At 63.8% G+C, this 21,569-nt stretch carries 22 protein-coding genes; 3 read left to right on the plus strand and 19 right to left on the minus strand.

The genetic code is table 11. The features are described from left to right. Positions 1 to 116: 116 nt before the first annotated feature. The 5 genes from I8J29_RS17325 to I8J29_RS17345 all read right to left on the minus strand — a co-directional run bounded on the left by I8J29_RS17325 (position 117) and on the right by I8J29_RS17345 (position 4,323). On the minus strand, positions 117 to 620 hold the full coding sequence (locus I8J29_RS17325; protein WP_208848791.1) for a disulfide oxidoreductase: 504 nt from the start codon (positions 618 to 620) through the stop codon (positions 117 to 119). After that, a complete protein-coding gene (locus I8J29_RS17330; protein ID WP_208848792.1) occupies positions 617 to 1,339 on the minus strand; it encodes a DsbA family protein in 723 nt (240 codons plus the stop codon). Before I8J29_RS17330 ends, I8J29_RS17325 begins: the two co-directional genes overlap by 4 nt. A 57-nt stretch (positions 1,340 to 1,396) precedes the next feature. Then, positions 1,397 to 3,346: an ATP-dependent DNA helicase gene (locus I8J29_RS17335; RefSeq protein ID WP_208848793.1), complete on the minus strand. Its 1,950-nt coding sequence runs from the start codon at positions 3,344 to 3,346 to the stop codon at positions 1,397 to 1,399. Between the two features lie 116 nt (positions 3,347 to 3,462). Further along, positions 3,463 to 3,663: a cation transporter gene (locus I8J29_RS17340; protein ID WP_208848794.1), complete on the minus strand. Its 201-nt coding sequence runs from the start codon at positions 3,661 to 3,663 to the stop codon at positions 3,463 to 3,465. Positions 3,664 to 3,777: 114 nt separating this feature from the next. Next, positions 3,778 to 4,323: a hypothetical protein gene (locus I8J29_RS17345; protein ID WP_208848795.1), complete on the minus strand. Its 546-nt coding sequence runs from the start codon at positions 4,321 to 4,323 to the stop codon at positions 3,778 to 3,780. A gap of 310 nt (positions 4,324 to 4,633) precedes the next feature. Here I8J29_RS17345 and I8J29_RS17350 point away from each other — a divergent pair, with 310 nt between their 5' ends. After that, positions 4,634 to 5,107, plus strand: coding sequence for a C40 family peptidase (locus I8J29_RS17350; protein WP_208848796.1), 474 nt, complete (start codon positions 4,634 to 4,636; stop codon positions 5,105 to 5,107). 72 nt (positions 5,108 to 5,179) lie between these two features. Here the strand turns inward: I8J29_RS17350 and I8J29_RS17355 are convergent, their stop codons facing one another. Beyond that, on the minus strand, positions 5,180 to 6,469 hold the full coding sequence (locus tag I8J29_RS17355; protein WP_208848797.1) for a chloride channel protein: 1,290 nt from the start codon (positions 6,467 to 6,469) through the stop codon (positions 5,180 to 5,182). Between the two features lie 164 nt (positions 6,470 to 6,633). Here I8J29_RS17355 and I8J29_RS17360 point away from each other — a divergent pair, with 164 nt between their 5' ends. Further along, entirely contained in the window at positions 6,634 to 6,789 is a 156-nt protein-coding gene (locus I8J29_RS17360) for a DUF1540 domain-containing protein (protein WP_208848798.1), read from the plus strand. 202 nt (positions 6,790 to 6,991) lie between these two features. On the opposite strand, the gene I8J29_RS17365 is transcribed toward I8J29_RS17360, so the two are convergent. After that, on the minus strand, positions 6,992 to 8,959 hold the full coding sequence (locus tag I8J29_RS17365; RefSeq protein WP_208848799.1) for an ABC transporter ATP-binding protein: 1,968 nt from the start codon (positions 8,957 to 8,959) through the stop codon (positions 6,992 to 6,994). Between the two features lie 236 nt (positions 8,960 to 9,195). On the opposite strand from I8J29_RS17365, the gene I8J29_RS17370 reads away from it, so the two are divergent. After that, a complete protein-coding gene (locus I8J29_RS17370; RefSeq protein WP_208848800.1) occupies positions 9,196 to 9,969 on the plus strand; it encodes an alpha/beta hydrolase in 774 nt (257 codons plus the stop codon). Between the two features lie 194 nt (positions 9,970 to 10,163). Here I8J29_RS17370 and I8J29_RS17375 read toward each other — a convergent pair whose 3' ends face one another. The 12 genes from I8J29_RS17375 to I8J29_RS17430 form a co-directional block, all read right to left on the minus strand. Further along, positions 10,164 to 11,498, minus strand: coding sequence for a beta-propeller fold lactonase family protein (locus I8J29_RS17375; RefSeq protein ID WP_208848801.1), 1,335 nt, complete (start codon positions 11,496 to 11,498; stop codon positions 10,164 to 10,166). A gap of 172 nt (positions 11,499 to 11,670) precedes the next feature. After that, on the minus strand, positions 11,671 to 11,901 hold the full coding sequence (locus tag I8J29_RS17380) for a hypothetical protein (RefSeq protein WP_208848802.1): 231 nt from the start codon (positions 11,899 to 11,901) through the stop codon (positions 11,671 to 11,673). A gap of 259 nt (positions 11,902 to 12,160) precedes the next feature. After that, entirely contained in the window at positions 12,161 to 12,661 is a 501-nt protein-coding gene (gene uraD / locus I8J29_RS17385) for a 2-oxo-4-hydroxy-4-carboxy-5-ureidoimidazoline decarboxylase (protein WP_208848803.1), read from the minus strand. Next, positions 12,658 to 12,867 carry a hypothetical protein gene (locus tag I8J29_RS17390; RefSeq protein ID WP_208848804.1) on the minus strand — a complete coding sequence of 70 codons (210 nt, stop codon included), beginning with the start codon at positions 12,865 to 12,867 and terminating at the stop codon, positions 12,658 to 12,660. The genes uraD and I8J29_RS17390 overlap by 4 nt, the downstream gene beginning before the upstream one ends. Before the next feature lie 46 nt (positions 12,868 to 12,913). Further along, the gene (locus I8J29_RS17395; protein WP_208848805.1) at positions 12,914 to 13,552 is read right to left on the minus strand and encodes a nucleotidyltransferase family protein; all 639 of its coding nucleotides are present in this window, start codon (positions 13,550 to 13,552) and stop codon (positions 12,914 to 12,916) included. A gap of 252 nt (positions 13,553 to 13,804) precedes the next feature. After that, complete coding sequence (locus I8J29_RS17400; protein ID WP_208848806.1) at positions 13,805 to 14,167, minus strand: hypothetical protein; 363 nt, start codon at positions 14,165 to 14,167, stop codon at positions 13,805 to 13,807. 89 nt (positions 14,168 to 14,256) lie between these two features. Beyond that, positions 14,257 to 15,552 (minus strand): DUF4129 domain-containing protein, encoded by a 1,296-nt coding sequence (locus I8J29_RS17405; protein ID WP_208848807.1) that lies wholly within the window; start codon positions 15,550 to 15,552, stop codon positions 14,257 to 14,259. Further along, positions 15,549 to 16,643 carry a DUF58 domain-containing protein gene (locus I8J29_RS17410; RefSeq protein ID WP_208848808.1) on the minus strand — a complete coding sequence of 365 codons (1,095 nt, stop codon included), beginning with the start codon at positions 16,641 to 16,643 and terminating at the stop codon, positions 15,549 to 15,551. Before I8J29_RS17410 ends, I8J29_RS17405 begins: the two co-directional genes overlap by 4 nt. Positions 16,644 to 16,670: 27 nt before the next feature. After that, complete coding sequence (locus tag I8J29_RS17415) at positions 16,671 to 17,636, minus strand: AAA family ATPase (protein WP_208848809.1); 966 nt, start codon at positions 17,634 to 17,636, stop codon at positions 16,671 to 16,673. A gap of 83 nt (positions 17,637 to 17,719) precedes the next feature. Then, a complete protein-coding gene (gene serS / locus I8J29_RS17420; RefSeq protein WP_208848810.1) occupies positions 17,720 to 19,009 on the minus strand; it encodes a serine--tRNA ligase in 1,290 nt (429 codons plus the stop codon). A 303-nt stretch (positions 19,010 to 19,312) separates the two neighbouring features. Continuing rightward, positions 19,313 to 19,543: a hypothetical protein gene (locus I8J29_RS17425; protein ID WP_240546274.1), complete on the minus strand. Its 231-nt coding sequence runs from the start codon at positions 19,541 to 19,543 to the stop codon at positions 19,313 to 19,315. A 211-nt stretch (positions 19,544 to 19,754) separates the two neighbouring features. Then, positions 19,755 to 21,563: an ABC transporter ATP-binding protein gene (locus tag I8J29_RS17430; RefSeq protein ID WP_208848811.1), complete on the minus strand. Its 1,809-nt coding sequence runs from the start codon at positions 21,561 to 21,563 to the stop codon at positions 19,755 to 19,757. Between the last annotated feature and the right edge of the window lie 6 nt (positions 21,564 to 21,569).

The raw sequence follows: 21,569 nt of genomic DNA on the forward strand, positions 1-21,569 counted from the left end.
AAATAAAGCGACGAATCTCCTCATAATCTTCATATTTACATCCCGAGGATTCGACAGCGCTGGGAGATTCCGTAAAAAAAGGCCGCCCGCGTCCAAGACGCTGCGGCAGCCTTTAGCTATTTGACCTGCGTTTGACGAGCCGGCAGAACCCGCTCTTCGTCGTCCGCCTCGTCCTCTTCGTCCGGCGCGCCTTGCTTCAGGCCGTTCGCGAGGAGCGCGGTGATCAGGATGAACGCGATGAGCGCGAGGAACGGAATCGTGACGTAGCCGCCGAACCAGTCCAGGTAATCCTCGCTGCACGGCACGCCGACCGTGCACGGCAGCACCTTGGCGAGCGCGGGAATCTGCTGCTCCAAGTAGTGATACAGGGAGATGCAGCCCCCGATCACGGACAGGGGCAGCACGTAGCGGATGATTTTGCGGTCTTGATTATAGCAGGCGATGCCGAGCAGAATGACGATCGGATACATGAAGATCCGCTGATACCAGCAGAGGTTGCACGGGATGAATTTCATGATTTCGCTCAAATAGAGGCTGCTCCCGACCGCGACGATCGAGACGACCCAGGCGAAATAAAGCGCATAGCGGCGAAAGAACCCCGGGAACGGCGCCGTCGTCATTCGGACGCGTCCTTCAGCGCGTCCTCGATGGCCGTCTTGATCGCGCCGTAGTCGGCGAAGCTGCCGGTGAATTCCTTGCCGTTGATGAACAGCGTCGGCGTCGACTGCACGTTGGCCTTGATCGCGGCCGAATTGTTCGCGTTCACTTCCTTGATGTACGTCTGGCCGTCGATGTCCTTCTTCAGCAGATCCGTATCGACGTCGATCCCGTTATCCTTCGCGAGCTTCACGAGATAGTCGGGCGTCGCCCAGAGCGTCTTCTCGTCGGGTTGGTTCTTGTACAAGGCGTCGTAGTATTTCCAGAACGCGTCGTTGCTTTGATGGAAGACGGAATGCGCCGCCAGCGCGGCGGTCGTGGAGTCCGGCCCGATGAACGGGAAATCCATGAAGTAGAGCGCAACCTTGCCGGTCTCGACGTATTCCTTCTCCAGCACCGGCTTTACCTGTTGGCTGAAAATTTGGCAGGACGGGCATTTGTAGTCGCCGAACTCGACGATCTTGACCGGCGCGTCGGTCTTGCCGAGCACGGGGAGGTTGGCGTAATCGAAGTCGGTCGGATTCGATCTCGGCGTGAAGATCAGCGCCGCGACGATGCCGAGCACGACGACGATCGCGGTCCCCCAGATCAGCTTCCTCATCGTCTTGCGCTGTCGTTCCATCCGCTCCTGCTCGGCCTTGCGCTGGCTTTTGTAGGTGGACTTTTTGATCGGTTGCGTCATCGGTTCCCTTCCTTTTCTATCAGTCTACTCAAATTGTAAGAGCCGTGCTGGTAGATGTCAATTCGCGGACGGAGCCAAGACGGACAGCGCCGCGCCTTCCGGAAGGACGTCCCGGACCGGGCCCATCACCGCTTCGTCGGCCAATTCGCCGCCGAAGATCGTCGCGATTCCCTCGTCGTCGCGCTTGCGGATCAGCCGGCCCATTCCCTGCCGCAGCCGGAGCAGCATGTAGGGCATGTCCACGTCCCGGAACGGGTCGGCCGCTTCCCGGCGCTTGGCCGCGAACACGGGATCGCGCGGCGGGAACGGCAGCGCCCAGAGCAGCACGTGCGACAGCGAAGGTCCGGGAATGTCCAGTCCTTCCCACAGCGTGACGGCGCACAGGACGCTTGCCTCGTCGCGCTGGAAGTCCGCGATCAGATGGCTGATCTCCGCGTCCCCTTCGTACAGGAAGCGGAACCCGCCGAAGGCGGGCATGCCGGCGATGCTTTCCCGGAACCGCGCCAGCTCCTCCCGCGACGGGAACAACAGCAGCGCCCGGCCTTCCGACTGCCGCAGCCGCGCGAGCGTCAGCCGCAGCTTCGCGGCGATGTCCGTCTCGCCCGAGACCGCCACCGCCATCCGGTTCTCGTAATCGTACGGCGAAGGGACGGAGAACGACAGCGCGTCCTCGATGCCGAGGCTGTCGGCGATGTAGCGGAACGAGCCGCCCGCGGAAAGCGTCGCCGACGAGAAGACGACCGGCATGCCGCTCGAGAACACCCGCTCCTTGAGCAGCTCCTTCACGAGCTTCGGCATGATGACGAGCGTCGTGCCGTCCGGCTCCCGCTCCGCCCAGGAGATCAGCATCTCGGGCTGCTTGAACAGCCGCAGCGCCGTCTGGAGCATGTCGAGATGCTCCTCCACGATCGTCAGCTGGTACGCGTCGATCGTGAACATGCCGCTCTCGAAGACGAGCTCTTCCTCGATGGCGTCCAGCAGCGCGGCGAACCGCTCCACCTCGCGGAGCAGCCGCCCGGTCAGCGGCACCTCCAGCCGGTCCGACGCCTCGACGGCGACGCTCGTTCCGTCGATCAGGCCGAACAGCTTCTCGCTCTGCGCGATGGCGTCCTCGACGGCCATGGCCAGCGATTCGCGGATATCGCTCTGCAGGAGGCGCGTGACGATCGCCTCGAACGCCGCGTGCTTGAGCTTATAGGTGAGCGCGCTTTGCGCCGCCGTCTCCAGCAGATGGCCTTCGTCGAACACGACCGAGCTGTGCTCCGGAAGAAGCGGCAGCTGGCCTTCCCGCTTCCGGGATTCGTACGTCCACACATGCTCCATATAGAAGTCGTGCGAGCAGACGATCACGTCCGCCGCCTTGCGGTAATGCTCCCGCGAGAGCGTCTGGCCGCAGCGGTGGCGCCGGCTGCAGACGAGGCAGTCCTGGAACGGATCCCAGGAGATCGCGCGCCATTGCTCGTCCGACAAATTCGGATAGTCCTTCCGGTTGCCGTACGGCCGGAAGGCCTGCATCGTGCCGGGACTGTTCACGAAGTCCGGCAGCGAGGCGTACACCTCCCCGATCGCTTCCAGATGCTCCGCGTTCCCGCGCGCGTCGTCCAGCTTGTTCAGGCAGAGGTACTGGTCCATCGATTTGCCCAGCCGGGCGTCGATCGTCAGGTCCAGGTAGCGTGCGAGCTTGGGGATGTCGCCCTCCGGCTTGACCAGCTGCTCGATCAGCGATTCGTCCGCGCAGGCGATGATCGCCGGCTTGCGCGCGTAGCGCGCGTACAGCACGGCGTACAACAAATACACGAGCGTCTTCCCCGTGCCGACGCCGGCTTCCGCGAAAATCGTCCGTTTCTCCTGATACGCGCGTTCCAGCTGAAACGCCATGTAAATCTGCTCGTCCCGCAGCTCGAAGCCCGCTTCGGGCAGCCGCTCGTAAAAAACGTCCGCGATCCAGTCGCTGGCCTGCTGGATGAACGGCGTTTTGGGATCGAATTCAAAAGGATACGTATTCACGACATGCGAGCCTCCAATCAAGCCTTAATCATAGCATGCCGCGGCGGCGCAAGAAAAGGCCGATCCGGCAAGGGGATCGGCTTTTTTTGCGCTTGCGCCTTCCGAGGGGGACCGGCTCAGGAGACGACGTCGAAGCCTTGGCCCTCGATCGTCGATTTGATTTGCTCGATCGTGATCGCCTTCGCTTCGTAATCGACCGTCACGCGGTTGCGCGGAAGGTCGACCTTGGCGGCGACGCCTCTCTTCTTCAAAGCGCCTTCGATGCTGCTGACGCAGTGCTGGCAGGACATGCCCCGGACTTCGATCACGCTCGTCATGTCGATCCTCTCCCGTTCGGTTCGTCTTGAACGGCCGGTTCGCCATCCGTAACCAGCCTATGCGCGCACTTCAACCGAAATGATCGCAAGCGTCGCCGTCGGCCGCCCCGCGCTTCAGGCTTGATAAAGGAATACGGCCGCAAGCACGAAGATGCCGAGCCCGAACACGTACGGATGCAGCAGCACGGTGCCGGCGCCCGAAGCGCCGGCGTTCCGATCCCCGGCCGAGGCCGGCGCGCCGCCTTCTTCCCGGATCAGCTGCTGCAGCACGATATGTATAAATAGAAACAGCACGTCGACGAACAGCACCATCGTCGCCGCGCGGTCGCCCAGCATGACGCCGAGCATCGCGCCCATCATGCCGCCCATGATGCCTGCCAGCATGCCGTCGAGCGCCGCCATCGTGCTGACCGGCTTTCCCGCCAAATAGCCGCAGGCGACGCCGAGGAGAACGGCGCCCGCCGTCGGAACCGCCAAATCCTGCGGAAACAGGATGCCCGCCACCGTCCCGGCGGCCAGGCTCTGCATCATGCCCACCGTCATGGCGATCATCATGCCGGCCATGCAGCTCAGGGAGGCGCGCCGCCGGTACGCGTGCCAGATCGACCTGCCGGACAAGCCCGTCACCGCCGCCATGCTTGCCAGATAGAATACCGTCATGATCGCCGGCTCCTTTGCCCCATTATGACTAATTGTATTCGGATAAGCGCTTTCAATATGTCAAGATACCGATCATGAGGAATTTCTAATGGTTTTCTCATAGTTCGCGTGAAAGCCTTGATGGGCTTGTGACGCAAAGGTTGCATGCAAATGCTGGGAAAAAAACTTGTGGTATAGTTGGACTAGGTCAAACGGCCTTGGTCAGACGGCAGACGCTGCGTCCGACGCACTTATCCAGGCGGACTGTCGCCGAACTTTATTCCTAGTCGGAACCGACAACCAGAACCTACACCCAAGGGGGAATTTACTCATGACGAAGAACAAATTCGGTAAACTGATGATGAGCGTAACGGTGAGCTTTTCTTTATTGATGGGCGGCACGGCGGTCCTTCAGGCCAAACCGGCGCATGCGGCAATTTCTTCCTCGAAAGCGTCTGCGGTAATCGCTTCCGCTAAAAAATACATGGGCACGCCGTACAAATTCGACGCGTCCACGTCGACGACCCGGGTGTTCGATTGCTCGTCGTTCACGAAGCGCGTCTTCGGCATGCACGGCGTCACGCTGCCGCGCTCGTCGCACGCCCAGTCGAAGGTCGGCAAGTACGTCAGCAAGAGCAATCTGAAGCCGGGCGATCTCGTGTTCTTCTATAGCCCGGTCCACCACGTCGGCATCTACATCGGCGGAGGCAAAGTCATCCACACGTACGGCAAGCCGGGCGTCACGATCTCCACGATCAACTCCGGCTGGTGGAAATCGCACTACGCGTTCGCGCGCCGCGTGTAGCCTGGCAGCACCTAACGCATCGAGAAGACAAGAGCACCGTTTCCGCAAGCCGGAAACGGTGCTCTTTTTCGTTCAAGAAGATCGCGACCGGGCGGATTTTCTCCGGTTCAGCCGGTCGCGCAGCAGCGCGGCGCCGGGAAACCGAACGAAATACCGCGGCTTCGGCACGCCGCCTAGCTGCGCCCCGTAAATGCCCGCATGTCCGGAAAACATATAACTGACCAAGCAAACGACGAGCATGTACGCCGCGCCGTCGGCGCCGAACAGCTCGAGGCCGAGGAAGAAGCAGGCCGCGGGCGCGTTGGCCGCGCCGCTGAATACGCCGATCAGCCCGAGACCGGCCAGAAACGAGGCCCCGAGATGAAGCAGCGGCGCCAGCGCGTTGCCGAGCGCCGCCCCGATCACGAACAGCGGCGTCACTTCGCCGCCCATGAATCCGGAGCCGAGCGTGACGGCGGTGAATACCGTCTTCCACAGAAACGCGAGCGCGGACAGCGGCTCGTGAAAAGCCCGCACGAGCAGCGGCAGGCTGAGCCCGAGGTAATTCCGCGTGCCCGCGGCATACGTCAGGCCGATGACGAGCAAGCCCCCGGCGACGCTCCGCAGCCACGCGCGCGCGATAAGCGCGGCCAGCCCGCGCTTGACCCAGCCGACGGCGAGCGTGAACAGCAGGCTCATCAGTCCGAAGAGCACCGCCGCCGCGATGATTTTCGCGAGCAGCGCCGCCGAGAAGACCGGGATGATCCCCAGCGCGTACTGCAGGTGGCGAATGCCCCACGCGCGGGTGACCGCGTCGCCGGCGAACGCCGCGACCGCGCACGGCACGATCGTCTTCGGCGAGATCCGGCGGCCCGGCGTCACGACTTCGAGCGCGAATGCGGCGCCGGCCAGCGGCGTGCCGAAGACGGAAGCGAATCCGCCCGCGACGCCGCTCATCAGCAGCGCGCGCCGGTCGGCGCCTTCCGCCCGGACCAGCCGGCCGAACGCTTCCGCGAGGCTGCCGCCCATCTGCACGGCGGTCCCTTCCCGGCCGGCGGAGCCGCCGAATAGATGCGTCGCCCACGTGCCGATCAGGACGAACGGCGCCATAACCGCGGATACCCGTTCCAAGCGCTCCGCGGGCGCGTCGCCCAACCGGATTTGTTCCACGATGAGATTGTTGCCTTTGCCGGCGCTGCCGCCGTAACGCGAATACAGCAAGCTGACGAGCGCGCCCGCCGGCGGAAGCAGCCACAAGAGCCAGGGCGCCGACAACCGGACGTCCGTCGCCCGGTCCAGCCCCCACAGGAAGAGCGCCGAGGCGCTTCCCGTCAAGCCGCCCATGACGGCGCCGTAGGCGAGCCAACGAATAACCGTGCGCATGATTCCGTTCCTATTGCCTATGATGCCCGAACGAACGATAGGCCCCTTCCGTTTTTCTCCATGATATAGCGGACGGCGGCATACGGCAATCAAATTGCGTCGGTCGGGTATAAAAGGCATGCAAAAGCGTCCATCCTAGACGAAGGATGGAGGTGAATACGCTCATGGCGAAAGATGTATTGTGCGAAGTGAATTCCTGCAAATATTGGGCAGCCGGCAACCAATGCAACGCCTCATCGATTTATGTCGTGAACAACCGTGGCAAGCAGGCCCATAATTCCGAAGAAACCGACTGCAAAACGTTCGAACCGAAAATCTAAAGCTGTTATGCGGGCCGCCTTTGCCTAGAAGGCGGCCCGCCTTCGTCTAGAAGTAGTATAGCCAAGGCTGATAATAATTATCAGTGAGAATGGAAATCGGATATGATTTTTTCAACCGTTGGCTAGCGTCCCGCCCTGCCTTGCCTAGCGTCCCGCCATGGAGCCCGTTCCTTGCCGGGATGTCGTCTCACTGGCGAGAATCCTATGCGGTGTCCGGCGCCGCCGCTTCCCGCTCCTGCAGCCGGAGCTGCTGCGTCGCGAACTCGCGGTACATCGGATGCTCCCGCAGCAGCTCGTCGTGCGTGCCCCGTCCCGTGATTCGCCCCTTCTCGACGAAGACGATCTGGTCCGCGTCCACGACGGTGGACAGGCGATGCGCGATGACGAGCGTCGTCCGGCCGGCCATGAGGTTCTTGAGCGCCTCCTGCACGACGACCTCCGACTTGGAGTCGAGGCTCGAAGTCGCTTCGTCGAGCATCAGAATCTTCGGATCGCGCAGCAGCGCCCGCGCGATGGCGATCCGCTGGCGCTGGCCGCCCGAAAGCTTGATGCCGCGCTCGCCGACTTCCGTGTCGTACCCGTTCGGCAGCTCCCGGATGAAGACGTGTGCATACGCCATTTCCGCCGCGCGCGCAAGTTCTTCCCCGCTTACGGCGCGGTCGATGCCGTAGCAGATGTTCTCGCGGATCGTCCCCGCGATGAGCGGGCTTTCCTGCGAGACGTAGCCGATTTGCCGGCGCCACGACGACAAGGCGAAGCTGCCGATCTCGTCGCCGCCGAGCTTGATCGTTCCTCCCGTCGGCTCGTAATACCGCTCGAGCAGCGAGAACAGCGTCGTTTTGCCGCCGCCGCTCGGACCGACGACCGCCGCCACCGTGCCCGGCGCCACGTCGAACGCGACGTCCCGCAGCACCTGCTCGCCGCCTTCATAGCCGAAGCTCACGCCTTCGAACCGGATCGGCCGGTTCGCGTCCGCCACCTCTCCGCCCCGCTCGTGATCTTCTTCGTCCGCGTCCAGGATGTGCACGATGCGTTCCGTCGCGCCGACCGTCTTCTTGAATTGCGTGAAGAAGGTGGAGATTTGCGACATCGGCATGACGATCTGAATGAGATACAGGATGAACGCGACCAGCTCGCCCGCCGACAAGGCGCCGGACGATACCCGCATGCCGCCGTAGCCCACGATGACGACGAGCAGCATCATCATGACGAAAAACATGAGCGGCGCGATCAGGGCCTGAATCTTGGCCTCCCTGCGGCCGAAGCGGAACAGGCTCGAGATGCCCCGCTCCCCGGCGGCGTATTCCCGCGGCTCCGCGTTCATCGACTTGACGAGCCGGATCTCCGACAGCACCTGGGTCAGCGTGGCCGTGAAGGAAGCCGTCTCGGTCTGGATCCCTTTGGACACGAGGTACATTTGACGGCCGAGCGGCACCATGAACAGCGCAGCGACGGGGATCACCCCCAGCATGACCGCCGTCATCCGCCAATCCATGTAGAACAGCACGACGACCGAGCCGGCGACGGAAATAATGCCGCTGAGGAACCCGGTGAAGTTCTCCGCGATCAGCTGCTTGACGATGCCGGTGTCGTTCGTCATCCGGCTGATCGTCTCGCCCGTCCGGTTGCGGTCGTAGTAGGCGACCGGCAGCTTCAGCAGCTTCCGCCACAGCTGGTCGCGCAAATTCGCCACGACGCGCTGGCCCGCGAGGTTCAGCATGTACATCGACACGCCGCTGACGACGGCTTGAAGAATGAAGACGCCGGCGAACGCGGCGATTTGGCCGAAGCCGAGACTGCTGACGTCGAAGCCGTCGACCAGCTTCTTCGTAAAGAGCGGGATGACGAGCGAGACCAGCGTGCCGCCGAGGCTCAGCGCGATCGCCGCCGCGATGAGCCGCTTGGACGGCTTCGTGCGGGCGAGCAGCTTCAGGAACAGCCGCCAGTTCCCTTTTCCTTCGCCTTTTCCTTCGCCTTTTTGTTCGCCTTCCCCTTCTCCTTTCCCGGAGCGGCTACGACTCGGCGTTCCCGCTTCCCCGCCGGCGGGTTCCTTGCCCCGGCCCGATGCATGACGCGCGGTTTCGGCTTTTCTATCATGCTCATCCGAGGGATGACGGTGATTTTCGGTCGATCCTGCAGCCTGTTGATCTTGGACGTGACGAGCTTCCATGGCATTCCTTCCTTTCGCGCCTCTTCGGCGTTCCCTTCGCTAGCTTGCCGATTCAGCATAACGTTCGATTTTGAACGGAATATGAACAGTCCCGGCACGCGGCGCGCGCAATCCGGAGACCGAAAATTGGACTATACGCGGCGCGCGAGAAATGCTTCAATAGAGAAGAACGGACCGGCTTGTCCTGCAAGCGGTTCCATTGCATTCATATCCTTGTAGGGGAGGCTTCATTCGCCATGGCATTGATTCAATGCGACTTCTTCTCCGACGTGCTCGGCTTATCCAGCTCGATGTACGTCATCCTGCCGCAAAACGCGCAATCGCAAATCGGAATGGAATCGAAGGCAACCCAGCGCAAGCATAAGACGCTGTTCCTGCTGCACGGCTTGTCCGACGACCATACGATCTGGCTGCGCCGCACGTCGATCGAGCGCTACGTCGCGCCGCTCGGCCTCGCGGTCGTCATGCCGGCCGTCCACCGCAGCTTCTACACCGATATGGCGAGCGGCGGCGATTATTGGACGTTCGTCAGCGAAGAGCTGCCGGCGCTGGCCCGCTCCTTCTTCCCGCTGTCGGACCGCCGCGAGGACAACTTCGTCGCCGGCTTGTCGATGGGCGGCTACGGCGCGTTCAAGCTCGCGCTCAATAAGCCGGAGCAGTACGCCGCGGCCGCCAGCCTGTCCGGCGCGCTCGACGTGTCGACGTTCGAGGAACGCGCGCCGGTCGATTTCGGGCGGATCTTCGGCACGGCCGACGTCGTGAACGGGCTACCGAACAACCTGTTCCTGGCCGCCGAGACGCTGAAGGCATCCGGCCGGCCGATTCCGCGGCTCTATCAATATTGCGGCACCGAGGATTTCCTCTACGAGGACAACGTGAAGTTCCGCCGGCACGCGGACGCGCTCGGACTGCCGCTCACCTACGAGGAAGCGCCGGGCGAGCACAGCTGGGAGTATTGGGACGAATACATCCAGCACGTGCTGAAATGGCTGCCGCTCGGCGAGGAATAGGCACCGACGGTTACGCATGGTTAGTCATGGTTACGCATGGTTAGTCATGGTTGTCATGGTTAGCCAAGGCTCGGCAAGGCCCGCTCCTCGTGCTTCGAGGCTCGAAGCCCTTCGCCGGGCGCGCGCAAAAAACCGCAAGGGAGAGGCCGCTTGCCTCGTCCTTGCGGTTTTTTGCTTTTGCCGTTCGACCCCTGCTAGCCCTGCAGCAGAATCGGGGATACCGCCACGCCGGACGGAAAGCTGCCCGTCGGCAGGATCGCGATCGGCAGTTGGCTGGCCACCTCGATGACCGCTACGTACCCGAACGTCAAAATCGTCACGTACAGTTTGAGTCCGTCCGCGGTCACCGCGATGTCGCTCGCGTTGCTGCCCTGGGGCAGCTCGATCTTGGTCAAAATCTCGTTTCGCGACAGGTTGACCGCGACGATCTCGTCCGAACCCCGGCAGGCCACGTACGCCAGCGCGCCGTCGGGGGTGACGGCGAGCTGCTGCGGGTCGCTGTCGATCTCCAGCTGGATGACGGCCGAGACGGCATGCGTCGCGGTTTGGATGCAATAGACCCGGTCGTGATAGACGTCGGTCACGTAGGCGCGCGTTCCGTCCGGGGAGAGCGCGATCGCCGACGGCTTCGCCCCGAACGGCAGCTTGATCGTCACGCCGACGCCCAGCGTCTCCGCGTCGATCACCGCGATCGTGCCGCGGTTGATGAGGCAGCAGTACGCCCGTTTCCCGTCCGGCGACACGGCGACCGACGCGGGATCGCTGCCCGCTGGCATGGCGATAAGCTTGATCAGCGACCTGGCGTCGGTATCGAAGACGGCGACGTAATCGCGGATGACCGTCGTGACGTACGCCCGGGCGCCGACGGGCGAAACCGCGACCGCGATCGGCACGGCTTCCTGGGGAAACGTCAGCTCGCCGCACACCTCGTGGGTGAGCGTGTCGACGACGCGGACCGTTTTGTCGCCTTGGCAGGTGACGTACACCTCCCGGCCGTCCGGCGTGAACGACAGCTTGCGCGGACTGCTGCCCGCCGGCAGCGGGATCGCGGCGACCCGCGCGTTCGTGTCGGTCTGCAGGACCGTGAGCGAATGCTGGGTGTGATTCGCGATGTACGCGTGCAGGATGTCGTCCGTCCCGGCGGGCAGCAGCTTGAGACGGTGCTGCGCGATGACGGCGCCCTTCTCGTCCAGCTCCGCCAGCGTCGCCGCGACCTCCCCCGCCGCGAGTCCGCTGACGGTTACGCGAATGCCGTAGACGGCCTCCAGCAGCACGTCCCGCGAGACGAAATACATGCTCCGGTCGCGTCCCGCCGGACTTAGCTGCACGGTCGCCAGCGATTCCGTCTGCATCCGGCCGAAGCCCGTCTCGTGCCCGCCCGTTCCCTGCGCGCTTCCCGCCGGCGATGCCGTGTACAGCTGCACGGCCGCCCTTGCCCCCTGTCTGCCCCGATTCATGACGCTGATGCTCAAGCTCGCCGTACGCCGCTTTTCCCGATTATACAGAAGTCCCGTGTCCAATACCGGCAAAGGTGACGCCTCCTCTATTCTTCCATTCCTCTATTCTATGACGCGGGGAATCGAATGGAGCGGGGCATCCTCCTAGGCCCGGCTGGTAGATTGCAGCGCAAAAAGAGGCGTTCCCGCGAGTCGGGAAACGCCTCCGTGCCGCGCATCGCGGCCGGAATCCGGCCCGCGCCGGTCAGCCCTGCGGCCCGTCCGCCAGCAGCGCGCGGATCTCTTCCAGCCGGGCGATCATCGTCTTCAGCTCGACCGCCAAAAAATCCTCGTCCGCGGCGCGGAACGCCTCGCGCAGCGCCGTCAGCCGCTCGACCGCGTCCGGCAGCAGCCGGAACGCCTGCTCCGCGTGCCGGTAATAGGGATGCGCGGCATCCGCGGCTTGCGGTACGGCATCTTTATCGTTGGTGCTCACTTTCCATCGCTCCTCCGTCGGTTCATCGGTTCGTCTCACTCTATCATCCGGAAGAAGGTCTGTAAAGCGGCCGACGGATGACGCGGAAGCCCGATGATCCAGCGGAGGACGCTTGCCGTCCCCCGCGTACGCCGATTCCGGAATCGCGGGCACAACGAGCGACGACCTTGCGTGCCGTGCGATAAGGGAGCACGTCGCGCTTGCCATAGAATAACGCGCGTCCGATGCGCAATCGCGAATGTCGCCATCCTCTTCGCCGTTACTCCTCCACGCGGTCGCGCAGCCTCAGCTCCGCGATGCGCCCCGCTTCGGCCAACGCCTGCCTCCGCTCCATGCCGCCGTCGTTCTCCAGCCTGCGGGCCATCGCGGCCAGAATGTCGGCCTTCGTCTTCCCCCGCACGGCGATGATGAACGGGAAGCCGTGCTTCGACGCATACGCGGCGTTCAGGTCGGCGAACCGGCCGGATTCGTCGGGCGTCAGCGCATCCAACCCCGCCGAACGCCGCTCCGCCGCCGATTCGTCCGTCATGGCCGCGCGCGGCGCCAGGCCGGGATGCGCCCGCAGCAGCGCGAGCGTCTGCTCCTCGGTCGCCTCGCCCACCGCGTGCATCATCGCCTCGTGCAGCTCGCGGAGCGAACGGAACGGCCGGTACGGCCAGATCCGCTCCGCCACCCACGGCGAATGCTCGAATATCGCGCCCAGCTCGCCGATGAATCGCTCGCGGCTCAGCGTATTCAACTGCCACAATTGGATGCTCATCTCCGGCCTCCCTTGCGAGCCGGCGCCGCTTCCGCGCGGCCGGCACAGCCTTCCGTCGTCATCAGGACGATGCCCTGTTCCGGCAGGAACCGGTCTTCGCCGTCCGCCGGCAGCGCGCCGAACGGCATCGTGCCGTCGGTCCGCGCCGTCCTTCGGAATTCGATGTCGCTTCGCAATAAGCCGATATGGCGCTTCCCGTCATTCATGCGGCTCCCTCCTTTGGTTCCGTAATCCCGATCCCGGCCCTCTGCCTTATCGTGCTCTGGCCTGCACCTGCGACCAGATCAGCCTTGCCTTCTCCAGCTGCGCCTTCGTGTCGATGTCGACGAACGCCCACTCCGCGGCGCAGCGCACGGCTCTCCCCCGATACTCCGGCGATTGCAGCAGCGCCCGCACGCCGGCGTCTCCCTCCAGCCGGCATAGCCGGTCGAACATGGTCTTGTTGAACAGCACGGGAAACGCCGATACGCCGTCGCAGCCGCTCGCGACGAAATCCGCGGCCGGATCCTCGCGGAAGACGGACGCTAACCGCCGGAGCAGCGAAACCGACACGAACGGCTGGTCGGCCAGCGCGACGAGCACCGCGTCCGGTTCGTCCGGCAGCAGTGCCTGCATGCCGATGCGAATGGAGCGCGACATGCCTTCGCGCGCATCCCTGCACGGGGCGATGCGGAACTTCGGCAGCCGGGCGCGGCCCGCCGCGCCGTCGTACAGCCACAGCAGCGGATCCTCCGGCCGGACGACGACGACGATCGGCTGAAAGCCGCCGCGCCGCACCTCGAGCAATCCGCGGCTGCCGAGCGTCACGCCGGGCGCGAGCTCGAGCGGCAGCTTCGCCTCGCCCATTCGCCGGCTGAAGCCGGCCGCCAAATAAATCGCGCCGATTTTCACGTTGCACCTTCCTTTCATCGTTCGCGGCGGTGAAGCACGGCGCGATGCATCCGGTAATCTCGCTCGCTTAACCGGCGGCCGCGTACTCCATGGCCGTATTTATGTTATATTATATTACATAAAATTCACTTAGTGAACACATATGTAGCATTGGTGTTATATTTATTAACACAAAGCTCCGGGCGACGCAAAAAATCCTTCCCGCCGTCCCCGTTCGGACGGCAAGAAGGATTTCGCGGCGGTCGTCGCCGTTTATTGCATGTAGTTTTGAGCCATGGTTTGCGTGTTGGCGCCGCTTTGCATCGATCCCGGGACCGTGCCCTGCACCTGCGCCATCGCCTGCTGGATTTTTTGCTGGATTTGCTGGATTTGGCGCTTCTGCGCATCCATCTGCATTTGCAGCTGGTTTTCAGCGAGTTTCAGCTCGTTTTCCACGCCGTACAGCGATTGGACGATCGCCTGTATATGCTGCGATTTCGGGTCGAGCCCCGCGCTGCGAAGCGCATCCTTCGCGCGCTGCTGCTCTTGTTCCTGCCGCTGCCTGACCTGCTCCTGAAACTGCTCGTACGTCAGCTGCTGGCTGTTGACCGGCTGACCGGGCATATTGTAGTTCATGGACGAACCTCCTTCGGAATGCATCAATGTGCCGCCTTAGGTTTCCCCGACCATGGGTAAATATGTATGCCCGCCTGCCGGCTGCCGGGCTACGGCTTCGATTGGCCCAACCGGGACGCGATCGCCTGCAGCTGGTCGTCGGTTAATTTCCCGCTCCCGTACCGCACCTCTTGATAGTGCCGCACGAGCGTCTCCGCCGCCGCGTCGTCCGCCGGGCCGTCGCCGCTCAGCGCGCGACGGATTTCCTCCGGGGTCAGGTTGGCCCGGTGCTCGTAGCCGCGCTTGACGGCGCCGCCGACCCAGCGTCTGTACAAATAACGCAGGCGCGACTCGTTGTCCGCGAGGTCCTTCCACCGCAGCCGTTCGTCCTTCGATCGGCCGAACCACTTGAACAATCCGCGCTCCGTCTTCCGGATTCGCTCGACTTCGTCGACGTAGCCGCGCTCCGCGACGCTTCCGTCGCGGTCGAACAGCTGCATGAATTTGCGGCCGAGCGCGCCCAGCCAGCCCGGCAGCCGGTTGACCCGCCGCAGCAGCAGCACCAGCAGCACGAGCAGGAACGCGATGACGATCGCGTACATCAAGTGGTCGACCCACGCGGGCATCGTGCGCGTCTTGTCGAGCGGCGGCAGCATGTCCGGCGACTGCTGCGCGGTCTGCTCGTCCGGCGGCTTCACGTCGCCGCCGCCCCCGCTGAACAGCCCCGCGAGCCACTGCTTGAGCGACTGCCAGGCCGAGCCCAGCAGCGCTTGCAGCTGGTAGCTGGCGGCGACGAGGACGGTGACGGCGATCGCGACGGCAACGAAAATGCGGTTGTTGCGCCGCACGGACGGCTCGACCGTCGGCTTCGCCGCGCCGGACAGCGTCTCGCGGCCGACCATGCCGCGGTTCGTCAAATAAAGCGCCGCGAACAGCGTAAACAGGCCGGCGCCGAGATAGAGCCCCCGATACCCGTCGATCGTCTCCTTGATGCCGTCCGCGAGCGCTCCGACGAAATACAAGCCTACGCCGACGATGTAATCCTGCGTCGCCAGCCTGGCGTGCAGCGGCCAGCCCGGCAGCCTGGAGCCCCGGTACACGGCGCAGGCGAGCAGCAGCATGAGGACGATGCTCCCTTTCGCGATGCCGAACAGCGCGTAACCCGCGGCCGCTCCGATGACGGCGGCGATCAGCAGCCGGGGGAAGGCGCGCTTGAACTTCAGCAGCGCGTTCAGCCCGTAGCCGACCGCGTACGCGGCGAGCAGCAGCAGCGCGACGGCGGCAAGCCCGGCCGAACCGGGCGGCGCCAACACATAGGCGAAGAGCGTGACGGGGAAGAACAGCAGCAGCTCCAGCACGCCGGCGACGATCAAGCTGCCGCCGAGAAGACGCATGTTGTTTGTCATACCGCTTCCGCCTCCCTCGCGGCGATCGGCAGCCAGTCGACCGCGTGACCGTCCCGCCGAAGCCCCGCCATCGCCTCCGCGATGTCATCGCTGATGAAGGCCGACACGACGACGATGTCGCTGCGCTCTTCCCATTGCGGCGCGAGCTGTTCCACCATCGTATGGAACGGCAGCCGGCGGACGATGGCGAGTTTGGCCAGCTGGCCGAACAAATGGGTCAGATGCTCGCTGCCGCTGCCCCGCTCCACCGTCATCACGTCGTCCGGCGCGTCGATCGAATGGCCGTTGCACGCGAAGGCGGTCTCCAGCCCCTGCTCCGTCGCCAGCTGCAGGATGCCGGCGGCGAGCCGGATCCCCTGCTCGATCAGCGCCGTATCGTTGACCGCCTCCCACATGCCGGCATGGTCTTCGACGTTCAGCAGCACGATCAGGCGAAAGTCCGCGGTGTAGTCGCGGCGGTGCACTTGCAGCTCGCCGGTCCGGGCCGTCGCGCTCCAGTTGACCATCTTGAACGAATCGCCCGGCCGGTATTCCCGCACGCCGCTGATCGCGAACGGATCCTCGACGATCCAGCGCCGCACGGCGATGTCCCCCTGCCAGCTGCGGGACGGCAGCTGAATCAGGCTTCTGTCGGCCGGAAGCGGATAGACGAGCAGCTCCACCTGCAGCGGCACCTTCTTCCAAGCGCTGAACAAGCCGAACAGGTCGCCGAACGTCAGCGAGGCGCTCGTCACCCGGTAGCAGCCGCGATGCGCGGCATGCACGGCATGCCGCCGCGTCAGCTGCTTGTTGCCCATCAGGCTGAACAGGCTCTTATGGTTCTGGAAAAACTCCCCGTTGCTGACGTCGAAGTTGGCGTCGCTCCGGAACCGCAGCCCCGCGTGCAGCATCGATTCTACCCGCAGCCAAGGCACCGGCAAGAGCTTGCCGTTCGCGAGCTTCTCCACCATCTCGACGTCGTCCCCTTCGAAGCAGGCGGCCGTGCTGAACGCGCGCGAATAACTCACCTTGCGCATGCCGAAATACCGGAACAGGTAGCGCTGAAGCACGATCACGAGCACCGCGCTCAAAATGTACCATTGTATGCCCATGGATCCCCTCTCCCTTCCGCGGCGGGGTTACGCCCGCCCGACGAGCGGCGCGTCCGCGGGCACGGGGACGGTCGACAGAATGCCGGCGACGACGTGCTCGGCGGCATCCGCGCGCATCCGCTGCACGCTGCGCAGCGAGATCCGGTGCGCGAGGACCGGCACGGCCATCGCCTTAACGTCGTCCGGCAGCACGTGATCCCGGCCCTGGATGGCCGCCCGGGCCTGGCAAGCGCGCAGCAGCGCTTGGCTGCTCCGCGGGCTCGCCCCGAGCACGGCGTCGGGATGCTTGCGCGTGGCCTCGACGATGGCGAGCATGTAGCCGAGCAGCTCGTCCGTCGCCTTCACGCCCGTGTAATGGCGCTTCGCGTCCTCGATCTCGGCGGTGCCGACGACCGGCGCCAGCTGCTCCAGCGGGCTGTCCGCCATGAACCGCTTCATGATCGCGATGCCTTCCTCCGTCGTCGGATAGCCCATTTTCAGCTTGAACAGAAACCGGTCGAGCTGCGCCTCCGGCAGCGGAAACGTCCCCTGCTGCTCCACCGGATTCTGCGTCGCGATGACCAGGAACGGGCGGCCCAGCTGATGCGTCGTGCCGTCGATGCTGACCTGGCGCTCCTCCATGCTCTCCAGCAGGCTGGACTGCGTGCGCGGCGTCGCGCGGTTGATCTCGTCCGCCAGCACGATGTTGGCGAACAGCGGGCCCGGCCGGAATTCGAATTCCGCCAGCTTCTGGTTATAGAAATGGATGCCCGTCAAATCCGACGGCAGCAGGTCGGGCGTGAACTGAATCCGCTTGAATTCGCCGTCGATCGACCTCGCCACCGCCTTCGCGAGCAGCGTTTTGCCCGTGCCCGGCACATCCTCCAGCAGGACATGGCCCGAAGTCAAAATGGCGATGATCAGTTGATCCACGATATCTTCTTTCCCGACGATGACTTTGCTGACGTTGGTCCGAATGGCTTGCGCCGTTTGCGCGATGTTTCCCGGATTCATCTCGCCGTGCTCCTCTCGTTACCCATCGAATGGAAGTGCTTACACCAGTAGTATACCTGCATTTCCCTTCGGGGGCCATCCTTTTACGCTTCGGTCTCCGGCCGGAGCGCCTCGAGGCCGTACATGTACGGACGAAGCGCCTCCGGCACGCGGACCGAGCCGTCCTCCCGCTGATGATTCTCGAGCAGCGGGATGAGGATGCGCGGCGTGGCGGCCATCGTGTTGTTCAGCGTATACGGATGCCGCAGGCGGCCGTCCTCGTCCCGGTACCGGATGTTCGACCGTCTCGCCTGATAATCGAGCAGCAGCGACGCCGAATGCGTCTCCCCGTAGTCGTCCCGGCTCGGCATCCAAGTGTCGATATCGTACTGCTTGTGGTTTTTGGCCGAGAGATCGCCGCCGCAGACGGCCACGACGCGGTACGGCAGCTCCAGCAACCGCAGCAGCTCCTCGCTGTTCGCCGTCAGCCGCTCCAGCCACGCCAAGCCTTCGTCTTGCTCCGCGCGGCACAGGACGACCTGCTCCACCTTCGCGAACTGGTGGACGCGGTACAGCCCGTGCACGTCCCGGCCCGCCGAGCCGACCTCGCTCCGGTAACAGGCGCTTGCCGCGCCGAGCAGCTTCGGCCGGTCCAAGTCGATGATTTCGCCGGCGTAATACGAGACGAGCGGCACTTCCGACGTGCCCGCCAGCCATTTGTCCTCGCCTTGGACCGCGTAGCTCTGATCGCGTCCCCCGGGGAAGAAGCCCGTCGCGAGCATCGTCCCTTCCTTGACGAGCGCCGGCACGTCGAGCAGGTCGAAGCCTTTGCGATGCAGCAGATCGAGCGCCAGCTGCTGCACGGCGCGGTGGAGCAGCAGCCCCCCGTTCTTCAGCACGTACTGGCGGGCGCCGCCGATCTTGACGCCTCTGGCGAGGTCGACGATGCCGAGCGATTCGCCGAGCTCGACGTGGCTGCGCGGGCCGAACCCGAACGCGGGCGGCTCCCCGACGCGCCGGATCTCGACGTTGTCCCGGTCGTCGGCGCCGTCCGGCGTATCCGGCGAGATGATGTTCGGCACCTGCAGCATGAGCACCTCGTACAGCCGTTCCGTCTGCCGGAGCTGCTCTTCGAGCGCCTTCAGCTTCGCCAGCGCCGCCGCCGACGCCGCCTTCTCGCGCTCCGCCTCCGCCTTGCGTCCTTCCCGCAGCAAGCCTTCGATCGCCTTCGAGCTGCGGTTCCGTTCCGCCCGAAGCGCCTCCGTCTCGCGCAGCTGCGCCCGCCGGCGCTCGTCGACCGCGAGCAGCTCCCCCACCGACAGCTTGATCCCTTTCCGATCCGCCGCGCGCTGCACGTCCGCCGCCCGTTCCCGAATAAATCCGATGTCCAACATGTCCATCACTCCCTGTTTATGGTAAAGGGGGATCAAAAAAAACGCGTTCCCGTCCCCATGCCATGGGACGAAGAACGCGTTCGCGGTGCCACCCAAATTAGCCGATCTTGCGACCGACTCTCTCGGTTCCGCGGGTAACGGCGCGGTGCCGGACTGCTTGGGGAAGCCGGCTCCGGGTGCCGCTCTTCCGTACGCAACGCCTCCGAGTTGGAATCTCATCATCGGCCTGTTTCCTGTATTGGGTTGAAGTATAGCAAAAACAACCGCCTTTGCGCAAGAGGCGGCTGCTCGGGAATACATAAATTAAAGAACGGAAGAAATCAGCTCGTTATCCAGCACTTCGCGCTCGAATTGTTCCACATAGCTCGTCATGCAGTTGCAGTAGTAGTCCCTTCTGCAGATCGGACAAGGCACGGTCAGCAGACGGTTGACGCCGATCAGCTTCCAGTCCGGTTTCTTCGTGAAGATCAATCGGCACTGCGTATTGTCGGACATCGTCACGACGAAATGATAAAGACCCGCTTCCGGATTCATATCAGCCGCCGCAAAATCTTTAATTTTAACGTTGAATTTCATCATCGATCTCCCGTTCCGTGAAATTGAAAATTCTTTGTAAGCTTATATAATTTAGGCCTGAATGTCAATTCATTTATCCAGTGTGCCCCGATCGCCGGCTTGCCAACCAAAGGCGAAAAAGGCAGGCCCTTCCATGCCGGAAGCGGCCTGCCTTTTTGCCTTTTGACGGTCAAGCGCCCGTCTGCATCGCGAGCGATTGCTGCATGTCGTATTGGGTCAAGTACAGCTTCTTGTACAGCCCGCCCTGCTGCAGCAGCTCTTCGTGCGAGCCCTGCTCGGCGATGCGGCCGTCCTTCACGACGAGAATGACGTCCGCGTCGCGGATGGTCGACAGCCGGTGGGCGATGATGAACGCGGTGCGTCCTTCGAGCACCGTCTGGAGCGCCGCCTGAATGTGCTGCTCCGTCTCGGTGTCGACGCTCGACGTCGCTTCGTCGAGAATAAGGATGCGCGGATCGGACAGCAGCACGCGGCCGAACGCGAGCAGCTGGCGCTGGCCGACGGACAGCTTGGAGCCGCGCTCCTCGACCTGCGTCCCGAAGCCGTCCGGGAACTGCGCGGCGAATTTGTCGATGCGGACGCTCTCCGCGGCCAGCCGCAGCGCCTCGTCGGACGCGTCCTCGTTGCCGTAGCGCAAGTTGTCCTCGATCGTGCCGGAGAAGATGAAGGAATCCTGCAGCACGATGCCCATCTGCCGGCGGAGCGACTCCAGCGTCACCGCCTTCACGTCCTGGCCGTCGATCAGAATCCGGCCGCCGGTCGCGTCGTAGAAGCGCATGAGCAGGTTGACGATGGTGCTCTTGCCGGCGCCCGTCGGCCCGACGAGCGCGACGCGCTGCCCCGGCCGGATGCGCAGGTTCACGCCGTGCAGGACGTCCGGCTTCTCTTCCCCGTACCGGAACGACACGTCCTCGAACACGACCTCGCCGCGGATCCGTTTCATGTCCTTCGCGTCCCGCCGGTCCTTCACCTCCGGCTCCGTGTCGAGAATTTCGAAGATCCGCTCGGCCGACGCCATGGCGGAGAGCACTTGGCTGTAGACCTTGGACAGCGCGCTGAGCGGACCCCAGAACCGCCAGAGGTAATTGATGAACGCCATGATGAAGCCGAGCGTCAAGTCGCCGTCCAGCACCGCTTGCGCGCCGAACCAAAGCACGATGCACGTGCCGATCATGCCGATCATCTCGACCGACGGCCACACCGTCGATTCCAGCGTGATCGCCCGCATGAAGGCGTTTTTGTTGCGCGCGTTCAGCCGCTCGAACCGCCGGCTGTTCTCCTTCTGCCGGGAGAACGCCTGGATGACGCGGATGCCCTGGATCGTCTCGTTCAGGTTGCCGTTGATGGCGGACATCGTCTTGCGGGAATGCGACCAGGAGCCTTCGATCTTCGGCTGCATCAAGCCGACGATGAGATAGAGGAGCGGCAGCGTCACGAAGGACATCAGCGCCAGCTCCCAGTCCATCCACAGCAGGATGGCGACGATGCCGGCGAGGTGGGTGAATTCCATCACCATCGTGATGAGGCCGCCGTTGATCAGCTCCCCGATCGCGTTCGTGTCGTTCGTGATCCGGGACATGATCTTGCCCGCGGGCCGCCCGTCGAAGAACCGGAACGACAGCGTCTGCAGATGGTTGAACAGCTGCTGGCGCAGATCGAACAGGATGCGCTGTCCCGTGAAATTGATCATCTTCGTATGCAGGTAGCCGAGCAGCCAGCCCGCCGCCTTGGAGCCGAGCAGGATGGCGCCGAGAAGATTGATGAGCCGATAATCCCGATTCAGGATGCCGTCGTCGATGATGTACCGCACGAGCAGCGGCTCCGCCAGGCTCAGGGCCATGTTCAGGAGCACGATGACGATGACGGCCGCCATGACGCGGCGATAGGGAAGCACGTAGCGGAACAAACGTTTTACATACACGCGGTTAAACGGCTTTTCTTCGATCTCTTCGCCGGAATCCCACTCGACTTGGCTCACGCGCGT

Origin of the sequence: Paenibacillus artemisiicola (assembly GCF_017652985.1) — a bacterium.
GTDB classification, from domain to species: Bacteria; Bacillota; Bacilli; order Paenibacillales; family Paenibacillaceae; genus Paenibacillus_Z; species Paenibacillus_Z artemisiicola.